Annotated in this window: 20 protein-coding genes and 1 other annotated feature; of the genes, 3 read left to right on the plus strand and 17 right to left on the minus strand. The window is 43.4% G+C overall.

The genetic code is table 11. From position 1 onward, the window contains the following. Positions 1–1,077 precede the first annotated feature (1,077 nt). Positions 1,078–1,194: a sequence feature (Phe leader region), on the plus strand. 41 nt (positions 1,195–1,235) lie between these two features. Continuing rightward, on the plus strand, positions 1,236–3,230 hold the full coding sequence (locus L2717_RS02515) for a chorismate mutase (RefSeq protein WP_220773354.1): 1,995 nt from the start codon (positions 1,236–1,238) through the stop codon (positions 3,228–3,230). A gap of 150 nt (positions 3,231–3,380) precedes the next feature. Here the strand turns inward: L2717_RS02515 and L2717_RS02520 are convergent, their stop codons facing one another. The 11 genes from L2717_RS02520 to ffh form a co-directional block, all read right to left on the minus strand. Beyond that, positions 3,381–4,685: a cation:proton antiporter gene (locus tag L2717_RS02520; protein WP_220773355.1), complete on the minus strand. Its 1,305-nt coding sequence runs from the start codon at positions 4,683–4,685 to the stop codon at positions 3,381–3,383. Positions 4,686–4,728: 43 nt separating this feature from the next. Next, complete coding sequence (locus tag L2717_RS02525) at positions 4,729–5,064, minus strand: hypothetical protein (RefSeq protein ID WP_220773356.1); 336 nt, start codon at positions 5,062–5,064, stop codon at positions 4,729–4,731. A 166-nt stretch (positions 5,065–5,230) separates the two neighbouring features. Then, positions 5,231–6,364 (minus strand): FAD-binding oxidoreductase, encoded by a 1,134-nt coding sequence (locus tag L2717_RS02530; RefSeq protein ID WP_246611750.1) that lies wholly within the window; start codon positions 6,362–6,364, stop codon positions 5,231–5,233. Between the two features lie 61 nt (positions 6,365–6,425). Then, the gene (gene hcp / locus L2717_RS02535) at positions 6,426–8,090 is read right to left on the minus strand and encodes a hydroxylamine reductase (RefSeq protein ID WP_220773357.1); all 1,665 of its coding nucleotides are present in this window, start codon (positions 8,088–8,090) and stop codon (positions 6,426–6,428) included. Positions 8,091–8,307: 217 nt separating this feature from the next. After that, positions 8,308–9,447, minus strand: a complete 1,140-nt coding sequence (tyrA, locus tag L2717_RS02540; protein ID WP_220773358.1) for a bifunctional chorismate mutase/prephenate dehydrogenase — start codon at positions 9,445–9,447, stop codon at positions 8,308–8,310. A gap of 28 nt (positions 9,448–9,475) precedes the next feature. Continuing rightward, entirely contained in the window at positions 9,476–10,567 is a 1,092-nt protein-coding gene (locus tag L2717_RS02545; RefSeq protein ID WP_220773359.1) for a 3-deoxy-7-phosphoheptulonate synthase, read from the minus strand. A gap of 253 nt (positions 10,568–10,820) precedes the next feature. Further along, entirely contained in the window at positions 10,821–11,174 is a 354-nt protein-coding gene (rplS, locus tag L2717_RS02550) for a 50S ribosomal protein L19 (protein ID WP_076496925.1), read from the minus strand. Positions 11,175–11,208: 34 nt separating this feature from the next. Continuing rightward, entirely contained in the window at positions 11,209–11,955 is a 747-nt protein-coding gene (trmD, locus tag L2717_RS02555; RefSeq protein WP_220773360.1) for a tRNA (guanosine(37)-N1)-methyltransferase TrmD, read from the minus strand. Between the two features lie 15 nt (positions 11,956–11,970). Continuing rightward, a complete protein-coding gene (rimM, locus tag L2717_RS02560; RefSeq protein ID WP_220773361.1) occupies positions 11,971–12,501 on the minus strand; it encodes a ribosome maturation factor RimM in 531 nt (176 codons plus the stop codon). A 20-nt stretch (positions 12,502–12,521) separates the two neighbouring features. Continuing rightward, positions 12,522–12,773, minus strand: a complete 252-nt coding sequence (gene rpsP, locus L2717_RS02565) for a 30S ribosomal protein S16 (RefSeq protein ID WP_006080788.1) — start codon at positions 12,771–12,773, stop codon at positions 12,522–12,524. Positions 12,774–12,990: 217 nt separating this feature from the next. Beyond that, positions 12,991–14,364, minus strand: a complete 1,374-nt coding sequence (gene ffh, locus L2717_RS02570) for a signal recognition particle protein (protein ID WP_220773362.1) — start codon at positions 14,362–14,364, stop codon at positions 12,991–12,993. Positions 14,365–14,667: 303 nt separating this feature from the next. Between ffh and L2717_RS02575 the strand changes: the two genes are divergently transcribed. After that, positions 14,668–15,456 carry a cytochrome C assembly family protein gene (locus tag L2717_RS02575; protein WP_220773363.1) on the plus strand — a complete coding sequence of 263 codons (789 nt, stop codon included), beginning with the start codon at positions 14,668–14,670 and terminating at the stop codon, positions 15,454–15,456. Positions 15,457–15,555: 99 nt separating this feature from the next. After that, positions 15,556–16,830 (plus strand): HlyC/CorC family transporter, encoded by a 1,275-nt coding sequence (locus tag L2717_RS02580; RefSeq protein WP_220773364.1) that lies wholly within the window; start codon positions 15,556–15,558, stop codon positions 16,828–16,830. A 99-nt stretch (positions 16,831–16,929) separates the two neighbouring features. Here L2717_RS02580 and L2717_RS02585 read toward each other — a convergent pair whose 3' ends face one another. The 6 genes from L2717_RS02585 to rnc form a co-directional block, all read right to left on the minus strand. Next, a complete protein-coding gene (locus tag L2717_RS02585) occupies positions 16,930–17,451 on the minus strand; it encodes an Mpo1 family 2-hydroxy fatty acid dioxygenase (RefSeq protein WP_220773365.1) in 522 nt (173 codons plus the stop codon). A gap of 195 nt (positions 17,452–17,646) precedes the next feature. Further along, positions 17,647–18,030 carry a holo-ACP synthase gene (gene acpS / locus L2717_RS02590; protein WP_220773366.1) on the minus strand — a complete coding sequence of 128 codons (384 nt, stop codon included), beginning with the start codon at positions 18,028–18,030 and terminating at the stop codon, positions 17,647–17,649. Next, positions 18,030–18,767, minus strand: a complete 738-nt coding sequence (gene pdxJ / locus L2717_RS02595; protein WP_220773367.1) for a pyridoxine 5'-phosphate synthase — start codon at positions 18,765–18,767, stop codon at positions 18,030–18,032. The genes acpS and pdxJ overlap by 1 nt, the downstream gene beginning before the upstream one ends. A gap of 70 nt (positions 18,768–18,837) precedes the next feature. After that, the gene (recO, locus tag L2717_RS02600) at positions 18,838–19,548 is read right to left on the minus strand and encodes a DNA repair protein RecO (protein WP_220773368.1); all 711 of its coding nucleotides are present in this window, start codon (positions 19,546–19,548) and stop codon (positions 18,838–18,840) included. Between the two features lie 27 nt (positions 19,549–19,575). Further along, complete coding sequence (era, locus tag L2717_RS02605) at positions 19,576–20,592, minus strand: GTPase Era (RefSeq protein WP_220773369.1); 1,017 nt, start codon at positions 20,590–20,592, stop codon at positions 19,576–19,578. Continuing rightward, positions 20,589–21,269 (minus strand): ribonuclease III, encoded by a 681-nt coding sequence (gene rnc / locus L2717_RS02610; RefSeq protein ID WP_220773370.1) that lies wholly within the window; start codon positions 21,267–21,269, stop codon positions 20,589–20,591. The genes era and rnc overlap by 4 nt, the downstream gene beginning before the upstream one ends.

A 21,269-nucleotide genomic window follows, 5' to 3' on the forward strand; every position in this document is an offset into this window, starting at 1 on the left:
TAACTTAACGCTAATACAAGCTAATTACGTTCACTCTCGAATAAGAACAAGGAGTTAAGCGCCACTTTGGTATATGTAAAAATGCTCTATCAATATAAATGTAGATGCAGGAGGTTTTCACAACATAAAAGTCTTTATTACAAATTATCATTGTTACGTAAGGTTAATTGGAATTTAGGTCTAAGCTTTAGTTTTAAACACTTGCAGTTTAAGCACTTGAAAACTGAGGCTGCATTAGTAATATTTTAATTGGGTATCGAAGCTAAACTAACATAGTGACGATCTTAATGAGAGGTAATCTAGCCAAATTATTTATCACACAACAACAGAGTATAATTTACTATAAATTTCAATGAAATAAACACACATCATTCAATTTTTAATTTTAATTTTAATTTTTTACTTGATATTTCAAATGTAAGCATCTATATAATAGTTAACCAACACAAAAAGAGGAGGACATCTAGACTTGATAAAAAATGCAATAGCTACAAATGAAATAGATTTACATGTTCTATGTTTTAATACGTTAGATTTAAATGTAAAGAGCAATAATTTTATAACGTAAGTAACAACACATTAAACGCATGACAAGGCTACGCTGTCTTTTACAGCAAAATGTACTGAGTACAATCAATGAGCCGTAAATCGTTTATTTTAAAATATTCCTTTTGTAAGTGTTATTTTTTAATATTTGTGTAAGTGTTAGTTTTTAATATTGATGTTATAGAAATATGTAAGTGTAAAAATATAAATGTAAGTATGTCAACGTAAGTTCGCTGGTACTGCAAACAGCATAGTTTAAAGGTTATACACTATGCAGCTTAAAGTACTTATTAATGTTCATTGTAAATGCAAATCGTTATCTAGTTAGTTGTTAACGTTTTACTGTTACACGTAAATGTAAGATAAACGAGTGTTTTACCTTGTCCCATATTGACCATAAGGAGGATAAACTCGCTTGACCATATATAATAATCAAACCAGCGCACCCTCGGGTGCGCTTTCTTTTTGGACGTATTTAAGAAAGTTTTGATTGACAGCTAAGCCCCAGCCCTTTAGCTTTAAGACCATGAAAATAATAACTACAATTTTTTTTACTTTCTTTTTTATACCCTCACTTTAGGAGGCGGATTTACTGTGTAAAAACGAAAGTAAAAATCCAAAGCCTCCCAACTGGGGGGCTTTTTTGTATTTAACGATTAATAAAACACATGGCGGCAATTGAGGTCAGAATGCATACACCACAGCCTTTAAATCAAACCCGAGAGCAGATCACCAATCTGGATAATGAACTGCTGGCATTACTCGCAGAGCGTCGTCGTTTAAGTTTAGAAGTCGCTCGTAGTAAAGAGGTCGATATCAGGCCAATCAGAGATACTCAAAGGGAAAAAGAACTGCTCGCTCGACTCGTAAAAGAAGGACGAGAAAAGGGATTAGATGCCCACTATGTCATCTCCCTTTACCAGAGCATTATCGAGGATTCAGTATTGAATCAGCAAGCTTACCTTCACGGTCGTGCCAACCCTGAAATACAGAAACAACAGTATTGTATTGCCTACCTCGGTGCTAGAGGCTCTTACTCATATCTCGCCGCGAGCCGCTACTGCCAACGTCGCCAAGTTGAAATGCTGGATTTAGGATGCCAAAGCTTTGATGAAATAGTGCAAGCTGTTGAGTCTGGGCATGCCGATTATGGCTTTCTCCCGATTGAGAATACATCTTCAGGTTCGATCAACGAAGTCTATGACGTACTACAACATACAAGCCTTTCTATCGTCGGTGAAACGACAATAGAAGTCAGTCACTGCTTATTAGGAAAATCTGGCAGTAAATTAGCAGACATCAAAACAGTCTACGCTCACCCGCAACCTATTAGCCAATGCAGCAGGTATTTAAGTCAACACAAAGACTTGAGGCTGGAATATTGCTCAAGCAGCGCAGAAGCGATGGAGAGAGTAAACCAAAGCGCAGATAATAGTGCTGCAGCGATTGGCAGCGCCGAAGGTGGTGCACTTTATCAGCTAGAGTCTATAGAAGCCAGCTTAGCAAATCAGAAGATCAACCAAAGCCGCTTTATCGTGGTTGCCCGCAAAGCCGTTGCCGTGCCTGAACAGTTACCCGCTAAGACCACATTGATTATGGCGACAAGCCAAAAGGCGGGAGCTTTGGTTGAAGCCCTGCTGGTACTCAAAGCACATCAGTTAAACATGAGTAAATTAGAGTCACGCCCTATTCCAGGAACGCCATGGGAAGAGATGTTCTATTTGGATATCGACGCGAATATCTCCAGTGAATCAATGCAGGCGGGATTAAAGCAACTTGAGCAGATCACGCGCTTTATCAAGGTATTAGGTTGTTATCCTTGCGAAACAGTCAAACCAACACAGTTGAGCAACCGCCAGTTACTGATTGAACCTAGCACATCTAAGGGGCAAATAATTAGTGAGAATGAGGCAAACACTAACCCTATTAGATATAGCAAAGCCTATAAAGACCAAGCGAGTGAGATTAACTGCGGCTCTATGTCCATCGGAGCAGGCCACATAGGTTCCATTGCCCAAATGACGTTGAATAATGAAATTTCACATTTAGCATTATCAGCGTTTGAACAGCATGTGAAACAGCTTAAAGAAGCAGGATTCCAAGCTGTTTTGCTCAATACGATTAATCAAATCGCAATGCCAGAAGTGACGCTAGCTAAATTACGCCAAATCCTTCATCAATATGATTTAGTGTGTATTATCGCTATAGAGCAAGAAGCTGATATGCCGTTAGCCATTCAACACGCTGATATGCTGTTTCTCGCTGGCAAGCAGATGTTTAATCAAACCTTACTCACTCAAGCGGGCACCTTACCTGTACCTTTAATACTTGAACGTAACGAGATGGCAAGTTTTGAAGAATGGCTTACAGCGACTGAAGTGATCTTAAGCCAAGGCAATCAGCAGCTGATCCTCTGTGATTCGGGTATTAGAACCTTAAATAACGCCAATAGCACCTCACTCGATTTAGCAAGCCTGATCCAAATTAAAGCTACCAGTCATTTACCCATTTTGATCAACCCTAGTTATGCCGTAGCTGATGATGCATTGCTCGTGCAAACGCAAGGTATTAAGCAGCTTAAAGTCGATGGATTGATACTCAATTGCCCACTCGATAGCGGTAATGAAAATGAGTCGCTTAACTTAATTAGCACTGTAGTACGGGAACTATATCGGGTTGACTAAAACTTTTATCTTGAGTTAAATGTAGTGAATTCGAAGTCTGTTAGGGGATAAATAATATTTATTTTATCCCTGATTGGCTAAGACAAGCCTGCTAGTTAGCGTGATAACTAACAGGCTTAATATCGTTTAATACCGCAGCCTAATCATCCTTTATGCACTTTTAGAAGAGCCGGCAGCTGTCGATGGTTCGGTAACTGCATTACTTTTACGGATAAGCCCCGTCATAGTGGAGCCCTGCACTAGAATCGAAAATACGACGACGGCATAAGTCATCACTAACAACAATTCCCTCAGCTCCACACCACCAATAGCATCGATAACAATCCCCTCAGGTAAACTCATCGCCATTGCAAGGGCTAACCCTCCCCTTAACCCACCCCAAATAAGAATGGTCTCTGCATAGGGGTTATATGATTTGAACAATCTAAAGCTCAAATAGGGTAATAATACGCTCAAGGCACGTGCCAGCAACACAAGAGGAATAGCCACAAACATAAACCACCACAATGGCGCCTTAAAAGTGACGAGCAAGAGTAATAAACCCAGTAACAGGAAGAGTAAAGCATTGAAGAAAGATTCAATCAGCGACCAAAATGTCAGTAGCTTTACTCGCTCGTGGCGGGTAAAAAACTTAGGCACACTAAAATTACCTATGATGATCCCCGCACTCACCATAGCCAAAGGCCCAGAAACTCCAAACACCTCTGCCATTACATATCCTGCGGTTGGAATCAGCAGCGTGACCAGCATCAATTGTGTTTCTTCTTCACAATAGCGGAAAAAATGATGCAGTAAAAAACCCAGTATGCCGCCATAAATGACCCCGCCAACAGCCTCTTGAATAAATAACTCCGAGATATGGATAAACGTTAGCGGTTCAGTGGAGAAGGCTAATTGCGATATCGCCACAAAAATCACTAATCCGATGCCATCGTTAAATAAAGATTCACCTTCCACTTGAATAGCAATATCTTCTGGTGCGCCCATTTTCTTTAAAATAGCCAAAACGGCGATAGGATCGGTAGGTGAAATTAATGCGCCAAACAGCAAGCAATGGCTGAGTAATAACGGTAAATCCAGCATAGGTGCAAACCAAAATAACAGCCCGCCGACAATAAAGGTTGATAATAATGTGCTTACAAAAGCGAGGATTAAAATCTCCCACTTTTGTTGCCTCAGTATTTTTAAGCGGATCTGTAATGCACCAGCAAAAAGTAAAAAACCTAGCATGCCATTGAGCAACAAGGCTTGAAAATCAAGCTTCTCTAATCCTGAAACAAAATACAGGTAAACGTCACCGCCTAATGCTTTTCCCCCAAGGAGTAACAACAAACTCACTCCGAGGGCGATAGCCGTAATGGCAACGGTTTCTTGCAGTTTATGGACGCGCGAAGAGATAACTGAAGTGACTAACGCCAGGGCGCAGAGGATACACAGAATTTGGTAACTAGACATAGGAGCCTCTAAATATTATCAATTTAGAGACTCTAGCATAAGTTTAGATTTCTAAACCATCCAATAGACTGAGCCACCCTTTAATGATCCTATGGCAAAACCAAATAATTCCAAAGAAGTAAATCGAAAGACTGAGCCAAGTTTGCGGCACACAATAACCGAGCACTAATAACCCTAAAAAGGCGATATTAGAATGCCGTTGCCAACGCAAATGTGATGTTAACAATGGATCACTATGGGATTGGCGTTGGGAAAAATTAATAAACAGACTTAGCAGTACGGGAAGTAATAATAAAGGAAAACCCGACATCAAGGCGTACAACAAATGCCCAAGAGTACGATCTTCAATTTTTGTGGCATAAGTGGTTGTCATTGTCATTGAGAAACTCCAGCCAGACTAATGGACTGGGCGCAAACATCCTACGCCCTTGTCATTAACCTTACGTTCTCACTGAGATAAGCGCAACTAAGGATTAGAAATATTTCCATCCATTTAAAAACGACACAAATAAGCACTGTACTACTGGCACAATTTCACCAGCAAATTAGAGTTTAAGTGTCACATTGGAGGTTAACGTTGTAGAACAAGCCAGTACAAATCCAGCCTCAATTTCAGCAGCGGTAAGAGTCATCACACTCGTCGATGCGGTTTCGCCCGCTAATACTTGGCATTTACATGCACCGCAAACTCCCGAACGACAAGCAGCAATAATCGGTAATCCTTCAGCCTCAATCCCTTCCAGTAAACTTTGTCCTTGTTTTAGCGTTGTACTGTGTTCGCCAATAGACAAGGTAAAAGCCATTTGTTCTGAATTTGCATTGGTTTCATCTGAAGACTTATCTTGCATAAGCTGACTACGCGCGGCGATCGAAGCGGTAGCAAAGCTTTCATGGTGTAACTGACGCATATTGAAACTGAGTTCATCCAATAATGCTTTTACTGCCTTCATATAGGGCTCTGGCCCGCATAAATAGATGGTCCTATCCGCAAAGTCAGGTACTGCAGTTTGTAGCATCTGCGCCGTTAACCGCCCAAAATCAAAGCTTATCATGGGCGAATGGCTGGTAACGGTTTCAGTGACAGTCTCTAATGCATAACTAAGTTTGAAAGTATTAAAGCGATTCGCCATAGTATCTAGTGACGATTTAAAAATAATATCGGCCTCTGATCTCGCACTATGCACAAAGGCTATATCGGCATTGATTTGAGTGTCTGTCAAATAACGAGACATAGAATACATGGGGGTAATGCCACAGCCTGCACTCAAAAAAAGATATTTCTGTGCAGGAATATCAATTAAGTTAAATTGTCCCGTTGGCGGTAGCACTCTTACGCTCTGCCCAGGAATAAGATTATCGATCAGATAGTTAGATACCAGCCCACCCTCGACACGTTTTATCGTCACCATCAAAGAATAGGGCCGTGAAGGCGATGAAGATAAAGTATAGCTACGGCATACTTGCTCGCCGTTGATCTCGAGTACAAAAGTCATAAACTGACCGGGTTTGTAATCGAACTTCATCGGTTCACCCGCTTGAAAACGAAAACTGACCACATCCGCGGTTTCATTCCAGCGCTCAACGCACACCAGTTGATTGACACTTTCTGATCTTTGAGGCGCAACTGATAATGCCCCAGTCCCCGCCATCACGTTCATATTCATAGCATTCTTATCCATACAACACTGCGGTTTTATTAAACAACCTAAAACCGCAGTTAAACAAGATTTCTCAGTTGATTTAAGCCACGTTTAACATGGTTTTTAAATCGGCCTCGACAGTCGTAGTATTACGTAAGCCAAATTTATCTTCCAAAATTTTAGCTAAATTCGCTGTTAAAAATGCAGGGGGGGTTGGGCCTGTACGGATATTTTTAACACCCAATGACAATAACGTCAGTAGAACTACAATGGCTTTTTGTTCGAACCAAGAAAGCACTAAGCTCAGTGGCAACTCATTGATATCACATTCAAACACTTCCGATAACGCAATCGCTAACTGAATAGCCGAATAAGCATCGTTGCATTGGCCCACATCGAGTAAACGTGGAATACCGTTAATCTCACCAAACTCAAGCTTGTTAAATTTATACTTACCGCAACCTAAAGTGAGAATGAGTGAATCTTTAGGTGTCGATTTAGCAAGATCTGTAAAGTAGCTCCTGTCTGCTTTATCACCATCACAACCACCCACGAGGAAGAAATGCTTAATTGCACCGCTCTTAACGTTTTCAACTACGGCGGGCGCTGCTGCCATCAAAGCATTGCGGGCAAAACCTATGGTGATTTGATGTGGGATTTCATCATAGCTAAATCCGTCTAAAGCGAGCGCCTTATCAATTACAGCTGAAAAATCATCGCCTTCAATATGAATAACACCAGGCCAGCCAACAATGCTACGAGTAAAGATACGGTCGCTATAACTGCCCACATTAGGATCGATAATACAGTTAGATGTCATCACTACTGCACCGGGGAAATTGGCAAACTCTTTCTGTTGGTTCTGCCAAGCACTGCCGTAGTTACCAACTAAATGTGCATACTTTTTAAAGGCGGGATACGCTAACGCAGGCAGCATTTCGCCATGGGTAAACACATTAATACCCTTACCGACCGTCTGCTCGAGGATCAGCTCTAGATCCTTCATATCATGGCCAGAAACAAGAATCGCTTTTCCCTTAACCGCTTTAGTATTGACTACTGTTGGCTCTGGGTGACCAAAAGCTTGAGTCTCGCCGGCATCAAGCATCGCCATAATGCGATAGTTCAGCTGACCTATGTCCATCGCGGTGGTAAATAGCTTGTCAGCATCGACACTCGGCTCACCCAAGAAAGACATGATTTCATGAAAACGCCCCGCCACTTCTGCATCGGTCTGACCGAGCACGTGGGCATGTTCCATATAGGCTGCCGCCCCTTTAAGACCATATAAACATAATAATCTAAGCCCCATAATATCTTCATGCACTTCATGCTTATCTTTATTCAGCAGTGCAATCGGTGCCTGTGCCAGCATTTCAATTTTATTGGTTCCTAGCACTAACTGAGCCACTTCTGGTACCTGTTCAGCAGTAATACCAGCTTGTGCACATGCGGCCTCGTAAGATGCCTTCAGCTGAGCGCGATATTTGGCCGCTTGCTGGGCATAGGCCATGATGCGCTCGTCATCAAAATTAACGTTCGTTAGAGTAGAGAAAAAAGCTTTAGGCACAAAACTATCAATTTCGGCATCAATAATGCCCATTTCGCGGGCTTTAACCGCATATACAGAAACACCTTGCAGCATATAAATCAGCAAGTCTTGCAGATCGGACGTTGCCGCCAACTTGCCACACATACCTTGGGAATAACTACAACCATTGCCAGCGGGTGTACGAATGGTTTGCTCACACTGAATACAGAACATGGATAGACTCCTAATTTAAATTCATGCTTTATTTTTGCATGTTTAAAACTAGTCTACCTAAACACAGCATAAGCGACAGCCATTTTTAAGACGGAATGTTAAATATTAGAGAGCGATCACCTTAAGTAATTGCTAATTAAAAACAAAGATATTTATCTGATAGGTATAAAAAACGCCCATTAATAATGAGCGTTTTATGGGAGGGAATATTAATAAACTAGTTTATTTTCATATCATTAACTGATTGCAGCATGAGACGACTTTCGCGCTGAAACTGAGGGGCAAAATCTCCAAACCATTTAGCAACGGTTTCAAATTGTTTAATAAACTCATTTCTATCGCCACGCTTAAGCAGGGCTAATGCTTCACGGTAGTTATCTAAATAGTCACTGATTGCATGTTGGCTGTCTTGCTGTGCAAAAATAATATCAGCATAAAGTTCGGGGCTTTGAGCAAATAAACGCCCTACCATCGCTAACTCTAATCGGTAAATAGGTGAGCTAAATTGCAACAAGGTTTCAATATCAGCCTCTTCTTTACATAAGTTCAAGCCATAAACAAAAGTCGAAAAATGGCGCATCGCCTGCACTAATTGCATCGCATTATCGTGACGCTCAGGTTCTGCTTCTACAATGCGCGCGCCCCAAATAGCAATCTGCTCCAGCAGCCATTGGTACTTTTCCGGTGAGCGGCCGTGGCAAACAACTATAACTTGTTTTGCGAGGCTACCAACATCAGGGCCAAACATTGGGTGAAAGCCAACAACAGGGCCAGAATGTGCCTCGAGCATGGCTTTTACCGGCTCAGTTTTAATCGAAGTCAAATCCGCTAAAATACAGTCTTTAGGTAACTTAGTTAACTTTTCACGGATAAGCTCGCAAGTGATGGCAATCGGCACAGTCACCAGCACCATACCCGCATCGGAAAATAAGCTATCAGCCTGTTGCCAATCGTCTTTATCAAGAATGTTAACCTGATAACCCGACAACTTAAGCATCTGTTGAAACAAGCCGCCCAATTGACCTTTACCACCCACTATGACGACAGAGCCTAAATCAGTTTTGATTTGCTTAAAGCCAACATCTTTCTCATTGAGATAAGATTCACGCATCAGGCGGCGTAAAATATCTTCAATTAATTGCGGGGCTATGCCCATTTTTTTCGCTTCATCACGGCGTTTAGCCAGCATAGCGGCTTCACGCTGAGGCGCATAAATAGGTAGTCCAGCGGCGTGTTTTACGGTGCCAACCTGCGCCACTAAATCCAAACGTTTGCGCAGTAAATGCAATAACTGTTGGTCGGTACCATCAATCAAACCGCGTAAGTGTTCTAAGTCGGCGGTGGTTTTTTCGTTCATCGATTAAGTCCATTAGGCTGTGGCTAATTTAAGCTACGGCGGCGTTAAGTACCACAAAGCGTGTAGGGAGTACTGAAGATAACTTTGATGCCCCGTTACGTAAAATAGTTTCTGTTTTTTGCCAGTTAATACAGGAGTCTGTCACAGAAACACCATACGCTAGCTCATGTAGTGGTTTATCACAACTTTGATTGCCTTCATTTAAATGGCTTTCAAGCATTACGCCGATAATCGATTTATTGCCGTTGTAAATTTGTGCAAACACATCTTCGCATACGCTCTTTTGTCGGCTGTAGTCTTTGGATGAATTACCGTGGCTACAGTCAATAATCAAGCGTGCATTGAGCTTAGCTTTATGTAATTGAAGCTCGCATTCTGCTACGCTGGCGGCATCATAGTTAGGCGTTATGCCGCCCCGCAAAATAACGTGACCATCAGGATTGCCCGCCGTTTGTAATAAGGCCACTTGGCCCTGCTGATTAATACCCATAAACCTGTGGCTGCTGGCGGCAGATTTTAGCGCGTTAATCGCGACCTCGAGCTTACCATCAGTACCATTTTTAAAACCAACAGGCATAGACAAACCAGACGCCATCTCTCTGTGAGTTTGCGATTCTGTGGTGCGTGCACCAATTGCCGACCAAGTCACTAATTCAGATATATACTGCGGGCTGATAGGGTCAAGCGCTTCGGTTGCGACAGGTAGCCCCAACTCCGCAAGCCAAATCATCAACTCTCGCGCCATTTTTAAGCCCTTTTCTACATCAAAGGATTCATCCATATCAGGATCGTTAATCATGCCCTTCCAACCGACGGTAGTGCGCGGTTTTTCAAAATAGACTCGCATCAAAATGTAAAACTCATCACTGAGCTCATCGTGTAGCGTTTTAAGCTTTAAGGCATATTCTTTGGCGGCGGCGATATCGTGGATAGAACAAGGGCCTGTGACGATTAATACGCGGTTATCACGTTTATGAACAATATCGGCAACGGTTTTACGGGCATTGAGGATATAGCGATAAGCATGCTCAGAGAGTGGCAAGGCATTCTTAAGCTCTTGCGGGGTAATTAATACTTTCTCTGAACTAATATGTACGTTGTTAATCGTATCTTGTTGCATGCTTACCACCTAGGACTTAGTGTTTAATCCATTGTTAACGGAAACTCAAATAATGGACTTCATTTCATATAACAAATAGCATCAGCCATCTGCAGCGGAATGGCGTAATGATACAGCATTACAACCGAATTAACACTATGCCTACACATTCCATTGAGAGCAAGCAAAAATACTCAAAAAATAGCAACAAAAAACCGCCACTAGGGCGGTTTTCTGTGCGAACACTACGTCTTTTTTTCTGTAGCGGTAACTATTACTTAGTTCCCAGCTTCTCACGGATACGTGCAGATTTACCTGAACGCTCACGTAGATAGTACAGTTTGGCACGACGAACGCGGCCACGACGCTTAACTTCAATGCTAGCGATCAGTGGGCTGTGCGTTTGGAAAGCACGCTCAACACCTTCGCCATTAGAGATTTTACGTACTGTGAATGCAGAGTGCAGACCACGGTTACGCTTAGCAATTACCACGCCTTCGAAAGCCTGTAAACGCTCTTTTTCACCTTCTTTAACACGAACCTGAACTACTACTGTATCACCAGCACCAAACGCAGGTACGTCTTGTTTCATTTGCTCATCGTTGAGCATTTTAATGATATTGTTCATAACTTACTCCGTTCTAGAATTAACTGAGCTACGACTAAGCATGCTTGTCCATTGCTTCAACGAACTGCGCTAATTGAGTCGTTTGTTCGTCAGTCAGAGCTAGATTTTGCAATAATTCTGGCCGTCTCAGTAAAGTCCTACCAAGGCTTTGCTGTAAACGCCAGAGTCTAATTTGTTCGTGGTTGCCACTTAGCAGCACTGCAGGTACGTCAAGACCATCAAGGCTTTCAGGGCGAGTGTAATGTGGGCAATCCAGTAGACCGTCGGAGAAAGAATCTTGCTCCGCCGAAGCTTGTTTTCCTAGCACGCCAGGAACCAATCGCGATACTGAATCTATCAGAGTCATCGCCGGTAATTCACCGCCCGAAAGCACGTAATCCCCAATCGACCACTCTTCATCCACTTCCGTTTGAATAATGCGCTCATCAATACCTTCGTATCGACCACACACCAGAATCAAACGTGATGATTGAGCCAACTCACTGACGCCTTGCTGATCCAGCTTACGTCCTTGAGGTGACAAGTAAATCACCTTCGCACCGTCACCCGCTGCAGCTTTCGCCGCATGGATGGCATCACGCAAGGGCTGCACCATCATTAACATTCCGGGACCACCGCCGTAAGGTCGGTCATCTACCGTATTATGTCTATCGTGGGTGAAATCACGGGGATTCCACGTGTGCAACTCTAGCAGGCCGTTTTTCACGGCTCGACCCGTAACTCCAAAGTCTGTCACGGCACGGAACATCTCTGGGAACAGGGTTATTACCCCTAACCACATCTGTTGTACCTCGACTTAGAAGTCAGGATCCCAATCCACTAAAATCTGTTTACCTTGCAGATCCACCGTTTTGATGAATTGCTCAGGGACAAAGGGGATCATACGTTCCACTTTGCCGAAACTATCTTTAGCGTTGGCTTTAACGAGTAGTACATCGTTTGATCCTGTTTCCACGATCTGATCGACGACACCCATGTTATAACCTGTTGTATTGACCACTTCGCAACCGATGAGATCGCGCCAGTAAAATTCATCTACTGGCAAGTCATTCATCTGTTCCGGCAAAATCGCAATCTCACAATTGGTGAGTATTTGCGCTTGCTCCCGTGTTTCTATGCCGTCAAGTAAAGCCACAACAGCCTTTCCTTGATGACGCCACTGGGTGACCTTAATTTCGCGCCATTCACCATTTTCTTTAATAAGCCAAGGCGAATAGTCAAAGATACCTTCAACAGAATCGGTATAGGCGGTGATTTTCAGCCAACCTTTAATGCCATGACAGGAGCCTAATTTCCCCAGTACGACTGGCTGTTGGTTACTGCTCATCAATCTATACCTTAACGCTATTAAGCTGTTGCTTTACGAGCGTCTTTAATCAATTTTGCTACACGTTCTGTAGCAGCTGCACCGTTAGAAACCCAGTGCTCAACGCGTGCTAGGTCTAAACGTAAAGTTTCTTCTTGGCCACGGGCCAATGGGTTGAAGAAGCCTACACGCTCAATGAAACGACCGTCACGAGCGTTACGGCTATCAGCAACAACGATATTGTAAAATGGACGCTTTTTTGCGCCGCCACGAGCTAAACGAATGGTAACCATGCGTTTTCAATCCTCTAATGATTTGCTTGAAGCAAAAATAAAAACTGGAACCCCGTGTTCGCGAAGAGTTCCAGATAGAAAGCCGAAAGATTTTACCTGAGTTTCCAACGAATGCAACCCAAGATGGCGATTATTAAACCTACCACCTTAGTACACTCATTGTCACAATCAGAATCTACCGACTGATAACGTATTTAATTCAACCAGAAATATATGATTAACGTCCAGGAAATTTCATTCCTGGTGGCATCATTCCGCGCATTCCGCGCATCATTTTTTGCATGCCACCCTTAGCCGACATTTTTTTCATCATTTTTTGCATTTGGGTAAACTGTTTGAGTAAACGGTTTACATCTTGGATTTGCGTGCCTGAACCTGCAGCAATACGACGTTTACGTGAGCCTTTGATTAAGTCAGGGTTCTTACGTTCCTTAGACGTCATCGAATTGATCATTGCTTCCATTTGGCCGGTCATTTTACCATCTTGGATTTGTGCTAAAGCTTCTGGGGGTAATTGACCTACGCCGGGCAGTTTTTCCAGCATATTCATCATGCCGCCCATGTTTTTCATTTGTTGTAACTGCTCACGGAAATCTTCTAAATCGAAACTGCCACCTTGCTTCACTTTCGAAGCAAGCTTCATGGCCTTTTCTTTATCTACGCCACGCTCCACTTCTTCAATAAGCGATAGCACATCGCCCATGCCCAAAATACGTGAAGCAATGCGATCAGGGTGAAATGGCTCTAAGGCATCAGTTTTTTCGCCCACACCGAGGAATTTAATCGGCTTGCCCGTGATGTGGCGAATCGATAACGCTGCACCACCACGCGCATCACCGTCGACTTTGGTTAAGATAACCCCGGTCAATGGTAATGCTTCGTTAAATGCTTTGGCCGTATTCGCCGCATCTTGACCTGTCATCGCATCAACAACGAATAAGGTTTCAATAGGCTTAACCGCAGCATGTAACGCTTTGATTTCGTCCATCATAGCTTCGTCAACATGCAGACGACCTGCTGTATCGACGATCACCACATCGATGAACTTCAATTTAGCATGAGCAATCGCGGCCTTAGCGATATCGATAGGCTTTTGGCTGACATCTGATGGGAAAAAGTTAACTTCAACTTCTTGTGCTAGGGTTTCAAGCTGTTTAATCGCCGCAGGGCGATAAACGTCGGCGCTGACAACTAATACTGATTTTTTATGACGCTCACGTAAAAACTTACCGAGTTTGGCAACACTGGTGGTTTTACCGGCGCCTTGCAGGCCCGCCATCATGATCACGGCTGGCGGCTGAGTCGCTAAATCTAAAGCTTCATTCGCCTCGCCCATAGACTTTTCAAGCTCGTTTTGAACGATCTTAATAAAGGCTTGACCAGGGCTTAAGCTTTTAGAGACTTCTTGGCCAACGGCACGTTCTTTTACGTTATTAACGAATTCGCGCACCACAGGCAGGGCAACATCGGCCTCCAGCAGTGCCATACGCACTTCGCGTAGGGTTTCCTTAACGTTTTCTTCAGTTAAGCGACCACGGCCACTGATGTTTTTCAGTGTGCGTGACAGTCTGTCGGTTAGGTTCTCAAACATCGTCCTGTTCTATACCTTTAAGAATCTCTATTGATGAGTGGTATTATAACGATGCATGCGCATTATGCTACTGCTGCACTCATCTTGATGGTGCTTACTTGATTGTGCTTAAGTGTTTTACTTGCGTTGAGTCATGTTTTATTGCCGATGACACATTATTTATGCATAACAATAAGAATCTGCTAAATTTTGCTGCTCATGTCACTGCCCATTTACCAACTGCTCATGTTATTCTAGGGAAAATATTGATCTGTATGCCCCGTTTTTAAGGCACCTTTAACTACACAAATAGGTTAATTTCCCATGGTCATTTTTTCTGCCTCAGCCATGTTTTTTTATTGCATTGCATTGGTACTAGTGACGAGTCGACTGTTCCATCCCGAAGGACCAAACCGCCGTGCTGTAGCAGGCTTTGCGGCTATTGCAGTTATATTGCATGCTGCAGCATTATCTCAGGTAATTTTCACCACAGATGGCCAAAACTTTAGCCTGACGAATGTGATTTCCTTAGTAAACTGGATTATCGCTTTTACCTTTACCATATTGATGTTTAGGTTAAAAGTGATTGTGGTCGTGCCCGTCGTTTATGCCTGTTCTGTGCTATCCGTTGCCCTACTTTGGCTGTTACCGCCTAAATTTATTATTCATTTTGAACTTTACCCTGAAGTGTTAGCTCATGTAGTGCTATCACTCATGGCTTACAGTGCCTTAATGATTGCGGCTTTATATGCGATACAATTGGCAATGATTCAAAATAAACTGAAGAAAAAACAGTTTATGTTGAGCCCAGGCATTCCACCACTGATGACAGTTGAAAAACAACTTTATCACTTGGTGATTATCGGCGTTATTCTGCTCAGTTTGTCACTTGCTACCGGGTTTATTTTCCTCGACGACATGTTTGCTGATGGCAAAGGTCACAAGGCAATTTTATCTATAATGGCATGGTTTGTTTATATAACTATGTTGTGGCAGCAATACTGGGTCGGCTGTAAAATTCGTACCGCCGTCATTTACACGCTCACTGGCGCAGGTTTACTTTCGCTCGCTTATTTTGGCGCGCGCATTGTCAAAGAGTTAATCCTCAACTAAACATTTAAGTCGGTAAAGGCAATTAATGCTGCTGCCGACTTGACACTTTTTTTTAATGTCGGTATTTAATTAAGTTTACTGGCTATATTGGAGCCTTTTTTGGACGCTATATCGACAAGCGCACTCCTGATCATTTTACTAGTGCTTATTCTATTCTCAGCCTATTTTTCAGGCTCAGAAACCGCCATGATGACACTCAATCGTTACCGTTTACGCCACTTAGCCAGTAATGGCCATAAGGGGGCGATTAGAGCCTTAAAATTACTTGAGCGTCCTGACCGCTTGATTGGCTTGATTTTAATCGGCAATAATTTAGTCAATATTTCAGCCTCTGCGATTGCTACCATCATTGGTATGCGTCTTTGGGGTGACTTAGGTGTGGCTATTGCCACTGGTGTGCTGACATTGGTTGTGCTCGTGTTTGCAGAGGTCACGCCAAAGACTATTGCAGCCCTCAATCCTGAGCGTATTGCTTTCCCTTCCAGCATACTGTTACTCATACTTTCAACGGTTTTCGCCTATGTTGTCTCAAGCGTTAACTTGATAACTACGGCTATTTTACGGTTGTTAGGGATAAAAACGGTCAATAGTAGCGATGCATTAAGCCAAGAAGAATTACGCACTGTCGTACATGAAGCTGGCGCGCTCATTCCCCAACGCCATCAAGAAATGCTGTTATCTATCCTAGATTTAGAAAAAGTCACCGTTGAAGATATTATGGTGCCGCGCTCTGATATTTACGCCATTAACATGAATGATGAATTTAAATATATCAACCGCCAGGTCATTCAAAGTCCGCACACCCGCGTGCTCATTTACCGCGACACCATAGACGATGCAGTGGGTTTTATTCATTTACGCGATGCCCTGCGCCTGCAATCTAAAAAGCAATTTAGCAAATCATCTTTACTACGGGCGGTGAAAGAACTGTATTTTATCCCCGAAGGCACGCCACTTAATGTACAACTGACTAACTTCCAACAAAATAAAGAACGTATCGGTTTAGTGGTCGATGAATATGGTGATATTCAAGGTTTAGTGACACTTGAAGATATTCTTGAAGAAATTGTCGGTGACTTTACCACTTCGATGGTAACTGCCCCGAGTGAAGACATTAAAGTGCAGCAAGATGGTAGCTATCTTGTCGATGCGAGTATTACCATCCGCGACTTGAATAAAGAAATGAAGTGGAATTTCCCAACCGATGGCCCTAAAACACTCAATGGTCTTATTCTGGAATATCTAGAAGAAATCCCTTCAGCCAATACTAGTTTGCGTTTGGCGGGTTATCCCTTAGAGATAGTCGATGTGGCAGAAAACATGATTAAAACTGTGCGTGTTATCCCACTGTATTATCACCCACCCAGAACTTAGCTTATGATTTAATAAATAAAAAATGGCTGAACCGCATGCTAATACGTGGTTCAGCCGACAGTTATCCGCGCAATACTGTTTTAAGCGCTATTTAAACGTTTAGTGCTTTTTCGCCTCAAGCGACCGACGCTTTTCAATGGCCATCGGCGTTATCTGCGCATGAAGTGTTTTTTCTAATCCCAGCATAAAGTACACTTCCGCCATCAAAAAAAATGGCCCAATTAACAACTGATTCAAATCATCTACAAAGGCAGGCTTGGCTTTTTCATATTGATGACCAATTAACTGTAACACCCAGCCCACCACAAAGACGCCTAAAGCAAGCCAGGTCGCACCGTTAATATGTGCAACCCATTGTGTCGTCACGAGTACTGGTATCATAAATAGTATGAGTCCTAGTGAAAGCCTTATGTGCAAACGGACATAATAAGCCAACACGCCCACACCCACGATCACCGCTAAGCTGGTTTCACCAATACTCCCCAGCGGAATACGCACGGTGGCCAGTAACAAAAAAGCTGACCAGATAATCAATGGAATTCCAATAAAATGGGTTTGAATATTACGTTGGTTTAAATGCACACTTTTATAGGTTGATAACTGCTCTACGGCGGATTTCATTTTGGGTTCCTTTAAATTTACAGCTGCTATTACCAGCATCCAATAAGGATATGCTGAAGCACCAAGCTAACGTAAAACAACTAGGCTGAACAGTAAAAGTAAATAAATTGTTGTGCATTATTGTGGGTAAATTCTCGGGCCAATAAAAAAGGAACCCTAAGGTTCCCTTGCATATCAATAAATACACTCTGGCACTTATCGAGATTCGATAATAACTGTAGCTATCGCGTAAGACTGTTCGTCGGCAATGGAGATATGCCCTACCACAGCGTTAAGCTGTTGCAAGCGTGCTAAAGCACCATCAGTAAAATACACTGTCGGCGCGCCATCGTCATTGTTGCCAATGTGGATATGCTGAAACGACACGCCGCGGCCAATACCGGTGCCGAGCGCCTTAGCTGCGGCTTCTTTTGCGGCAAAACGCTTGGCAAGATAACGACTCGGCTGCTTGTGAACAGTATAAATCGCCAATTCGGCCTCAGTCAGCACACGTTTAGCCAGCTTATCGCCTGCACGCACCACATGCGCTTCTATCCGCGCAATTTCAACGATATCGGTACCTAGGCCAACAATCGCCATTACTCGCCTCGACGCCCTTCAAGCATTAGCACTTTCATGTCTTTTACTGCTGTCGCTAAACCATCAATAGCAGCACGTGCAATAATCGCATGACCGATATTAAGTTCATATAATTCAGGAATTGCCGCAATAGGTTTAACGTTGTGGTAATGCAAACCATGGCCGGCGTTCACCACCAAGCCTTTGCCATGGGCGTATTTTGCCATCTCGCTAATACGCGCTAACTCAATGGCTTCTTCCGCTTCTGTTTTAGCATCAGCATAGCAACCCGTGTGGATTTCGATAAGCGGAGCACCTGATGCAACCGCGGCATCAATTTGGCTTTTATCGGCATCGATAAATAAGGAGACCTGAATGCCCTCAGCGGCTAAACGCGTCACAGCGGCAGTGATTTTATCCAGTTGTCCTGCCACATCTAAACCGCCTTCAGTGGTCACTTCTTGGCGTTTTTCGGGCACTAAACAAACATAAGTCGGCTTAATTTCACAGGCGATATTGAGCATTTCTTCGGTTACCGCACATTCAAAATTCATGCGGGTTTTTAATGTTTTTGCGAGTAGATACACATCACGATCGATGATGTGGCGCCTGTCTTCACGTAAATGGATAGTAATACCATCGGCGCCAGCGTGTTCAGCCACCGCTGCGGCATGCACTGGATCAGGATAGCTAGTACCACGGGCTTGGCGCAGGGTCGCAATATGGTCGATATTCACGCCCAATAGGATACGGCTCATCGGGAACTCCTTAATTATTAACGATGATATTGCGGCCTATTGTACTTAGGCTTGCGCTAAAAAACAGGCGTTAAGGCGAATTATTCGCATCAATTTTAGTCGGTGTGACAGAGCTGATAAACAATTCTCGACTGAGTAAGGGTTTTGCTCCCAGTAAGGGCTTTAACAACGACCGCATCAATAACTTCGCACTCAAAAACTGATCAACATTGAGCTGATTATCATTTAAAGCCAAGAGCATGGCGCCCTGATAGGCATTGCGGGCACGGGAGTTAAGCACAAATTGAAAGCCTAACTCAGGCACTAATTGATAGTAATCTTCAGGGTTCAGCGGCTCAGCTTGGGTATCACGGCCAAGCGAAGGCATAGCACCCAACTCTTGCAGTAAGGCGAGTTCAATATAACGCAATTGGGATTGACAAAATTTTGCGGCAAGACCGACTAAAGCTTGATGATAAATGAGGAATAATGCTTCGGCATTATGCTGCACAGACAAAGTACGGACCAGTAACTCATTGATATACATGCCAGCAAATAAACTATGGCCGGTAAGCGGCACCGCGGGTGCCGCGGCTTCAACTTGGGTTAAGGTTTTTAATTCAGATCTGCCGCTAAATTCAAAAATCAGTGGTTGGAAGGGCTGGAGAATACTCTTAATTGAGCGCTTACCGCTGCCCGTTCGGGCAACCACATCAACCCGTCCAATGCCGTCAACTAAAAGGTTAACTAACACACTGGACTCTCGATATGGTCGATGATGCAGAACATAACCACGTTTCATCGGTAAGCACACTCAATAGAATTAATACTAGTCGTCGCCGTAACCTAAGCTACGTAGGGCGCGTTCATCATCAGCCCAACCTGATTTGACTTTCACCCACACTTCAAGGAAAACTTTATTATCAAACATGGTTTCCATGTCTAAGCGAGCTTGAGTCGCGATAGTACGAATACGCTCACCCTTGCTACCAATTACCATCCGCTTTTGGCCTTCGCGCTCGACAAGGATTAGGGCATTAATTTGATAAACACCGTTCTCCATCATCTTAAACTGTTCGATTTCAACCGTGGCATCATAGGGCAATTCATCACCGAGGAAACGCATCAGTTTTTCACGCACAATTTCCGATGCCATAAAACGTTGCGAGCGATCGGTAACATAATCCTCAGGGAAGAAGAATGGTCCTTCAGGAATTGATGCCGCCGCCAGCTCTAAAATTCGCTGGACGTTGGTGCCTTTACTGGCAGAAATGGGTAATATTTCGTCGAACGGATATTTTTTGGCCACTTCTTCCAAATATGGGAATAGTGATTCTTTATCTTTGATATTGTCGACTTTGTTGATTGCCAGAATCGTCTGACGCTCTTCGCCGCCACGGCGTAATTTACTCAGCACCATCTCGTCATCGGCGGTCCACGTCATGCCGTCGACCACAAAAATCACCATTGCTACATCGGCAAGCGAACTGGCTGCGGCGCGGTTCATCAGGCGGTTAATCGCCCGTTGCTCTTCAATGTGCAAACCTGGAGTATCGATAAACACGATTTGCTTAGGGCCATCGGTATGAATACCCATGATACGGTGACGCGTCGTTTGCGGCTTTTTAGAAGTAATACTCACCTTCTGTCCAAGCAAACGGTTAATCAACGTCGATTTACCAACGTTAGGGCGACCAATGATTGCCACCATGCCGCAATAAGTGACATCGTATTGGGCTGACGGCGTTGGCGCAGCCGCATTCATCCTTGCCAGTAATTCATCTAAACTCGGCTCAGTGGCCATATTGGCAGCATCCTTACCTGACAAGTCTGTTTTTTTGATCATTTCTTTAGTAACTCCAATACTTGAGCCGCCGCGATTTGCTCGGCTTTACGGCGTGAGCTGGCAACACCAATCACGCTTTGGCTCAAATCTTCAATACGACATTCAACGGTAAATGTCTGATCGTGGGCATCGCCTTCGATGTTGATGACTTGATAGTCAGGTAATGGCTTTTTAAACCCTTGTAAATGCTCTTGCAGTATCGTTTTAGCATCTTTCTGGCTGATACCCGGCTGGATTTCGGCCAAACGTTCAGCATACCATTTCAATAATAATGCTCGGCAAATTTCGAGATTTGAATCGAGGTAAACCGCGCCAATTATGGCTTCGACCGCATCGGCAAGAATCGACTCGCGTCTAAAACCGCCACTTTTTAGTTCACCAGGACCCAAATATAAATAGTCACCGAGCTTAAATTCTTGGGCGATAACCGTTAACATATCACCGCGCACTAAGGTGGCGCGCATCCGGCTTAAATCGCCTTCGGTCGCCTTCGGAAACTGATGATATAACGCATCAGAAATCACGATAGATAAAATTGAATCACCTAAAAACTCTAAGCGCTCATTGTGTTTATTTGCCGCACTTCTGTGGGTCAGCGCTTGCGTCAACAGCTCAATATTTTTGAACTCATAACCTAAAGTACGACACAAACGTGGCAAATTTTTAATCGGTTCCAT

The sequence above is a fragment of the Shewanella glacialipiscicola genome (assembly GCF_023283485.1).
In the GTDB taxonomy this organism is placed as follows: domain Bacteria; phylum Pseudomonadota; class Gammaproteobacteria; order Enterobacterales; family Shewanellaceae; genus Shewanella; species Shewanella glacialipiscicola.

Excerpts from the sequence above, each read along its gene's own strand:
- L2717_RS02530 (WP_246611750.1), bottom strand. The coding sequence starts at position 6,364 with ATGGATAAGAATGCTATGAATATGAACGTGATGGCGGGGACTGGGGCA.
- acpS (WP_220773366.1), bottom strand. The coding sequence starts at position 18,030 with ATGGCGATTGTTGGCCTAGGTACCGATATCGTTGAAATTGCGCGGATA.
- rimM (WP_220773361.1), bottom strand. The coding sequence starts at position 12,501 with ATGAGCAGTAACCAACAGCCAGTCGTACTGGGGAAATTAGGCTCCTGT.
- pdxJ (WP_220773367.1), bottom strand. The coding sequence starts at position 18,767 with ATGAGCCGTATCCTATTGGGCGTGAATATCGACCATATTGCGACCCTG.
- rpsP (WP_006080788.1), bottom strand. The coding sequence starts at position 12,773 with ATGGTTACCATTCGTTTAGCTCGTGGCGGCGCAAAAAAGCGTCCATTT.
- L2717_RS02585 (WP_220773365.1), bottom strand. The coding sequence starts at position 17,451 with ATGAAATCCGCCGTAGAGCAGTTATCAACCTATAAAAGTGTGCATTTA.
- tyrA (WP_220773358.1), bottom strand. The coding sequence starts at position 9,447 with ATGAACGAAAAAACCACCGCCGACTTAGAACACTTACGCGGTTTGATT.
- L2717_RS02515 (WP_220773354.1), top strand. The coding sequence starts at position 1,236 with ATGCATACACCACAGCCTTTAAATCAAACCCGAGAGCAGATCACCAAT.
- recO (WP_220773368.1), bottom strand. The coding sequence starts at position 19,548 with ATGAAACGTGGTTATGTTCTGCATCATCGACCATATCGAGAGTCCAGT.
- L2717_RS02575 (WP_220773363.1), top strand. The coding sequence starts at position 14,668 with ATGGTCATTTTTTCTGCCTCAGCCATGTTTTTTTATTGCATTGCATTG.
- rnc (WP_220773370.1), bottom strand. The coding sequence starts at position 21,269 with ATGGAACCGATTAAAAATTTGCCACGTTTGTGTCGTACTTTAGGTTAT.
- trmD (WP_220773360.1), bottom strand. The coding sequence starts at position 11,955 with ATGTGGTTAGGGGTAATAACCCTGTTCCCAGAGATGTTCCGTGCCGTG.
- L2717_RS02545 (WP_220773359.1), bottom strand. The coding sequence starts at position 10,567 with ATGCAACAAGATACGATTAACAACGTACATATTAGTTCAGAGAAAGTA.
- era (WP_220773369.1), bottom strand. The coding sequence starts at position 20,592 with ATGATCAAAAAAACAGACTTGTCAGGTAAGGATGCTGCCAATATGGCC.
- L2717_RS02525 (WP_220773356.1), bottom strand. The coding sequence starts at position 5,064 with ATGACAATGACAACCACTTATGCCACAAAAATTGAAGATCGTACTCTT.
- L2717_RS02520 (WP_220773355.1), bottom strand. The coding sequence starts at position 4,685 with ATGTCTAGTTACCAAATTCTGTGTATCCTCTGCGCCCTGGCGTTAGTC.
- rplS (WP_076496925.1), bottom strand. The coding sequence starts at position 11,174 with ATGAACAATATCATTAAAATGCTCAACGATGAGCAAATGAAACAAGAC.
- hcp (WP_220773357.1), bottom strand. The coding sequence starts at position 8,090 with ATGTTCTGTATTCAGTGTGAGCAAACCATTCGTACACCCGCTGGCAAT.
- ffh (WP_220773362.1), bottom strand. The coding sequence starts at position 14,364 with ATGTTTGAGAACCTAACCGACAGACTGTCACGCACACTGAAAAACATC.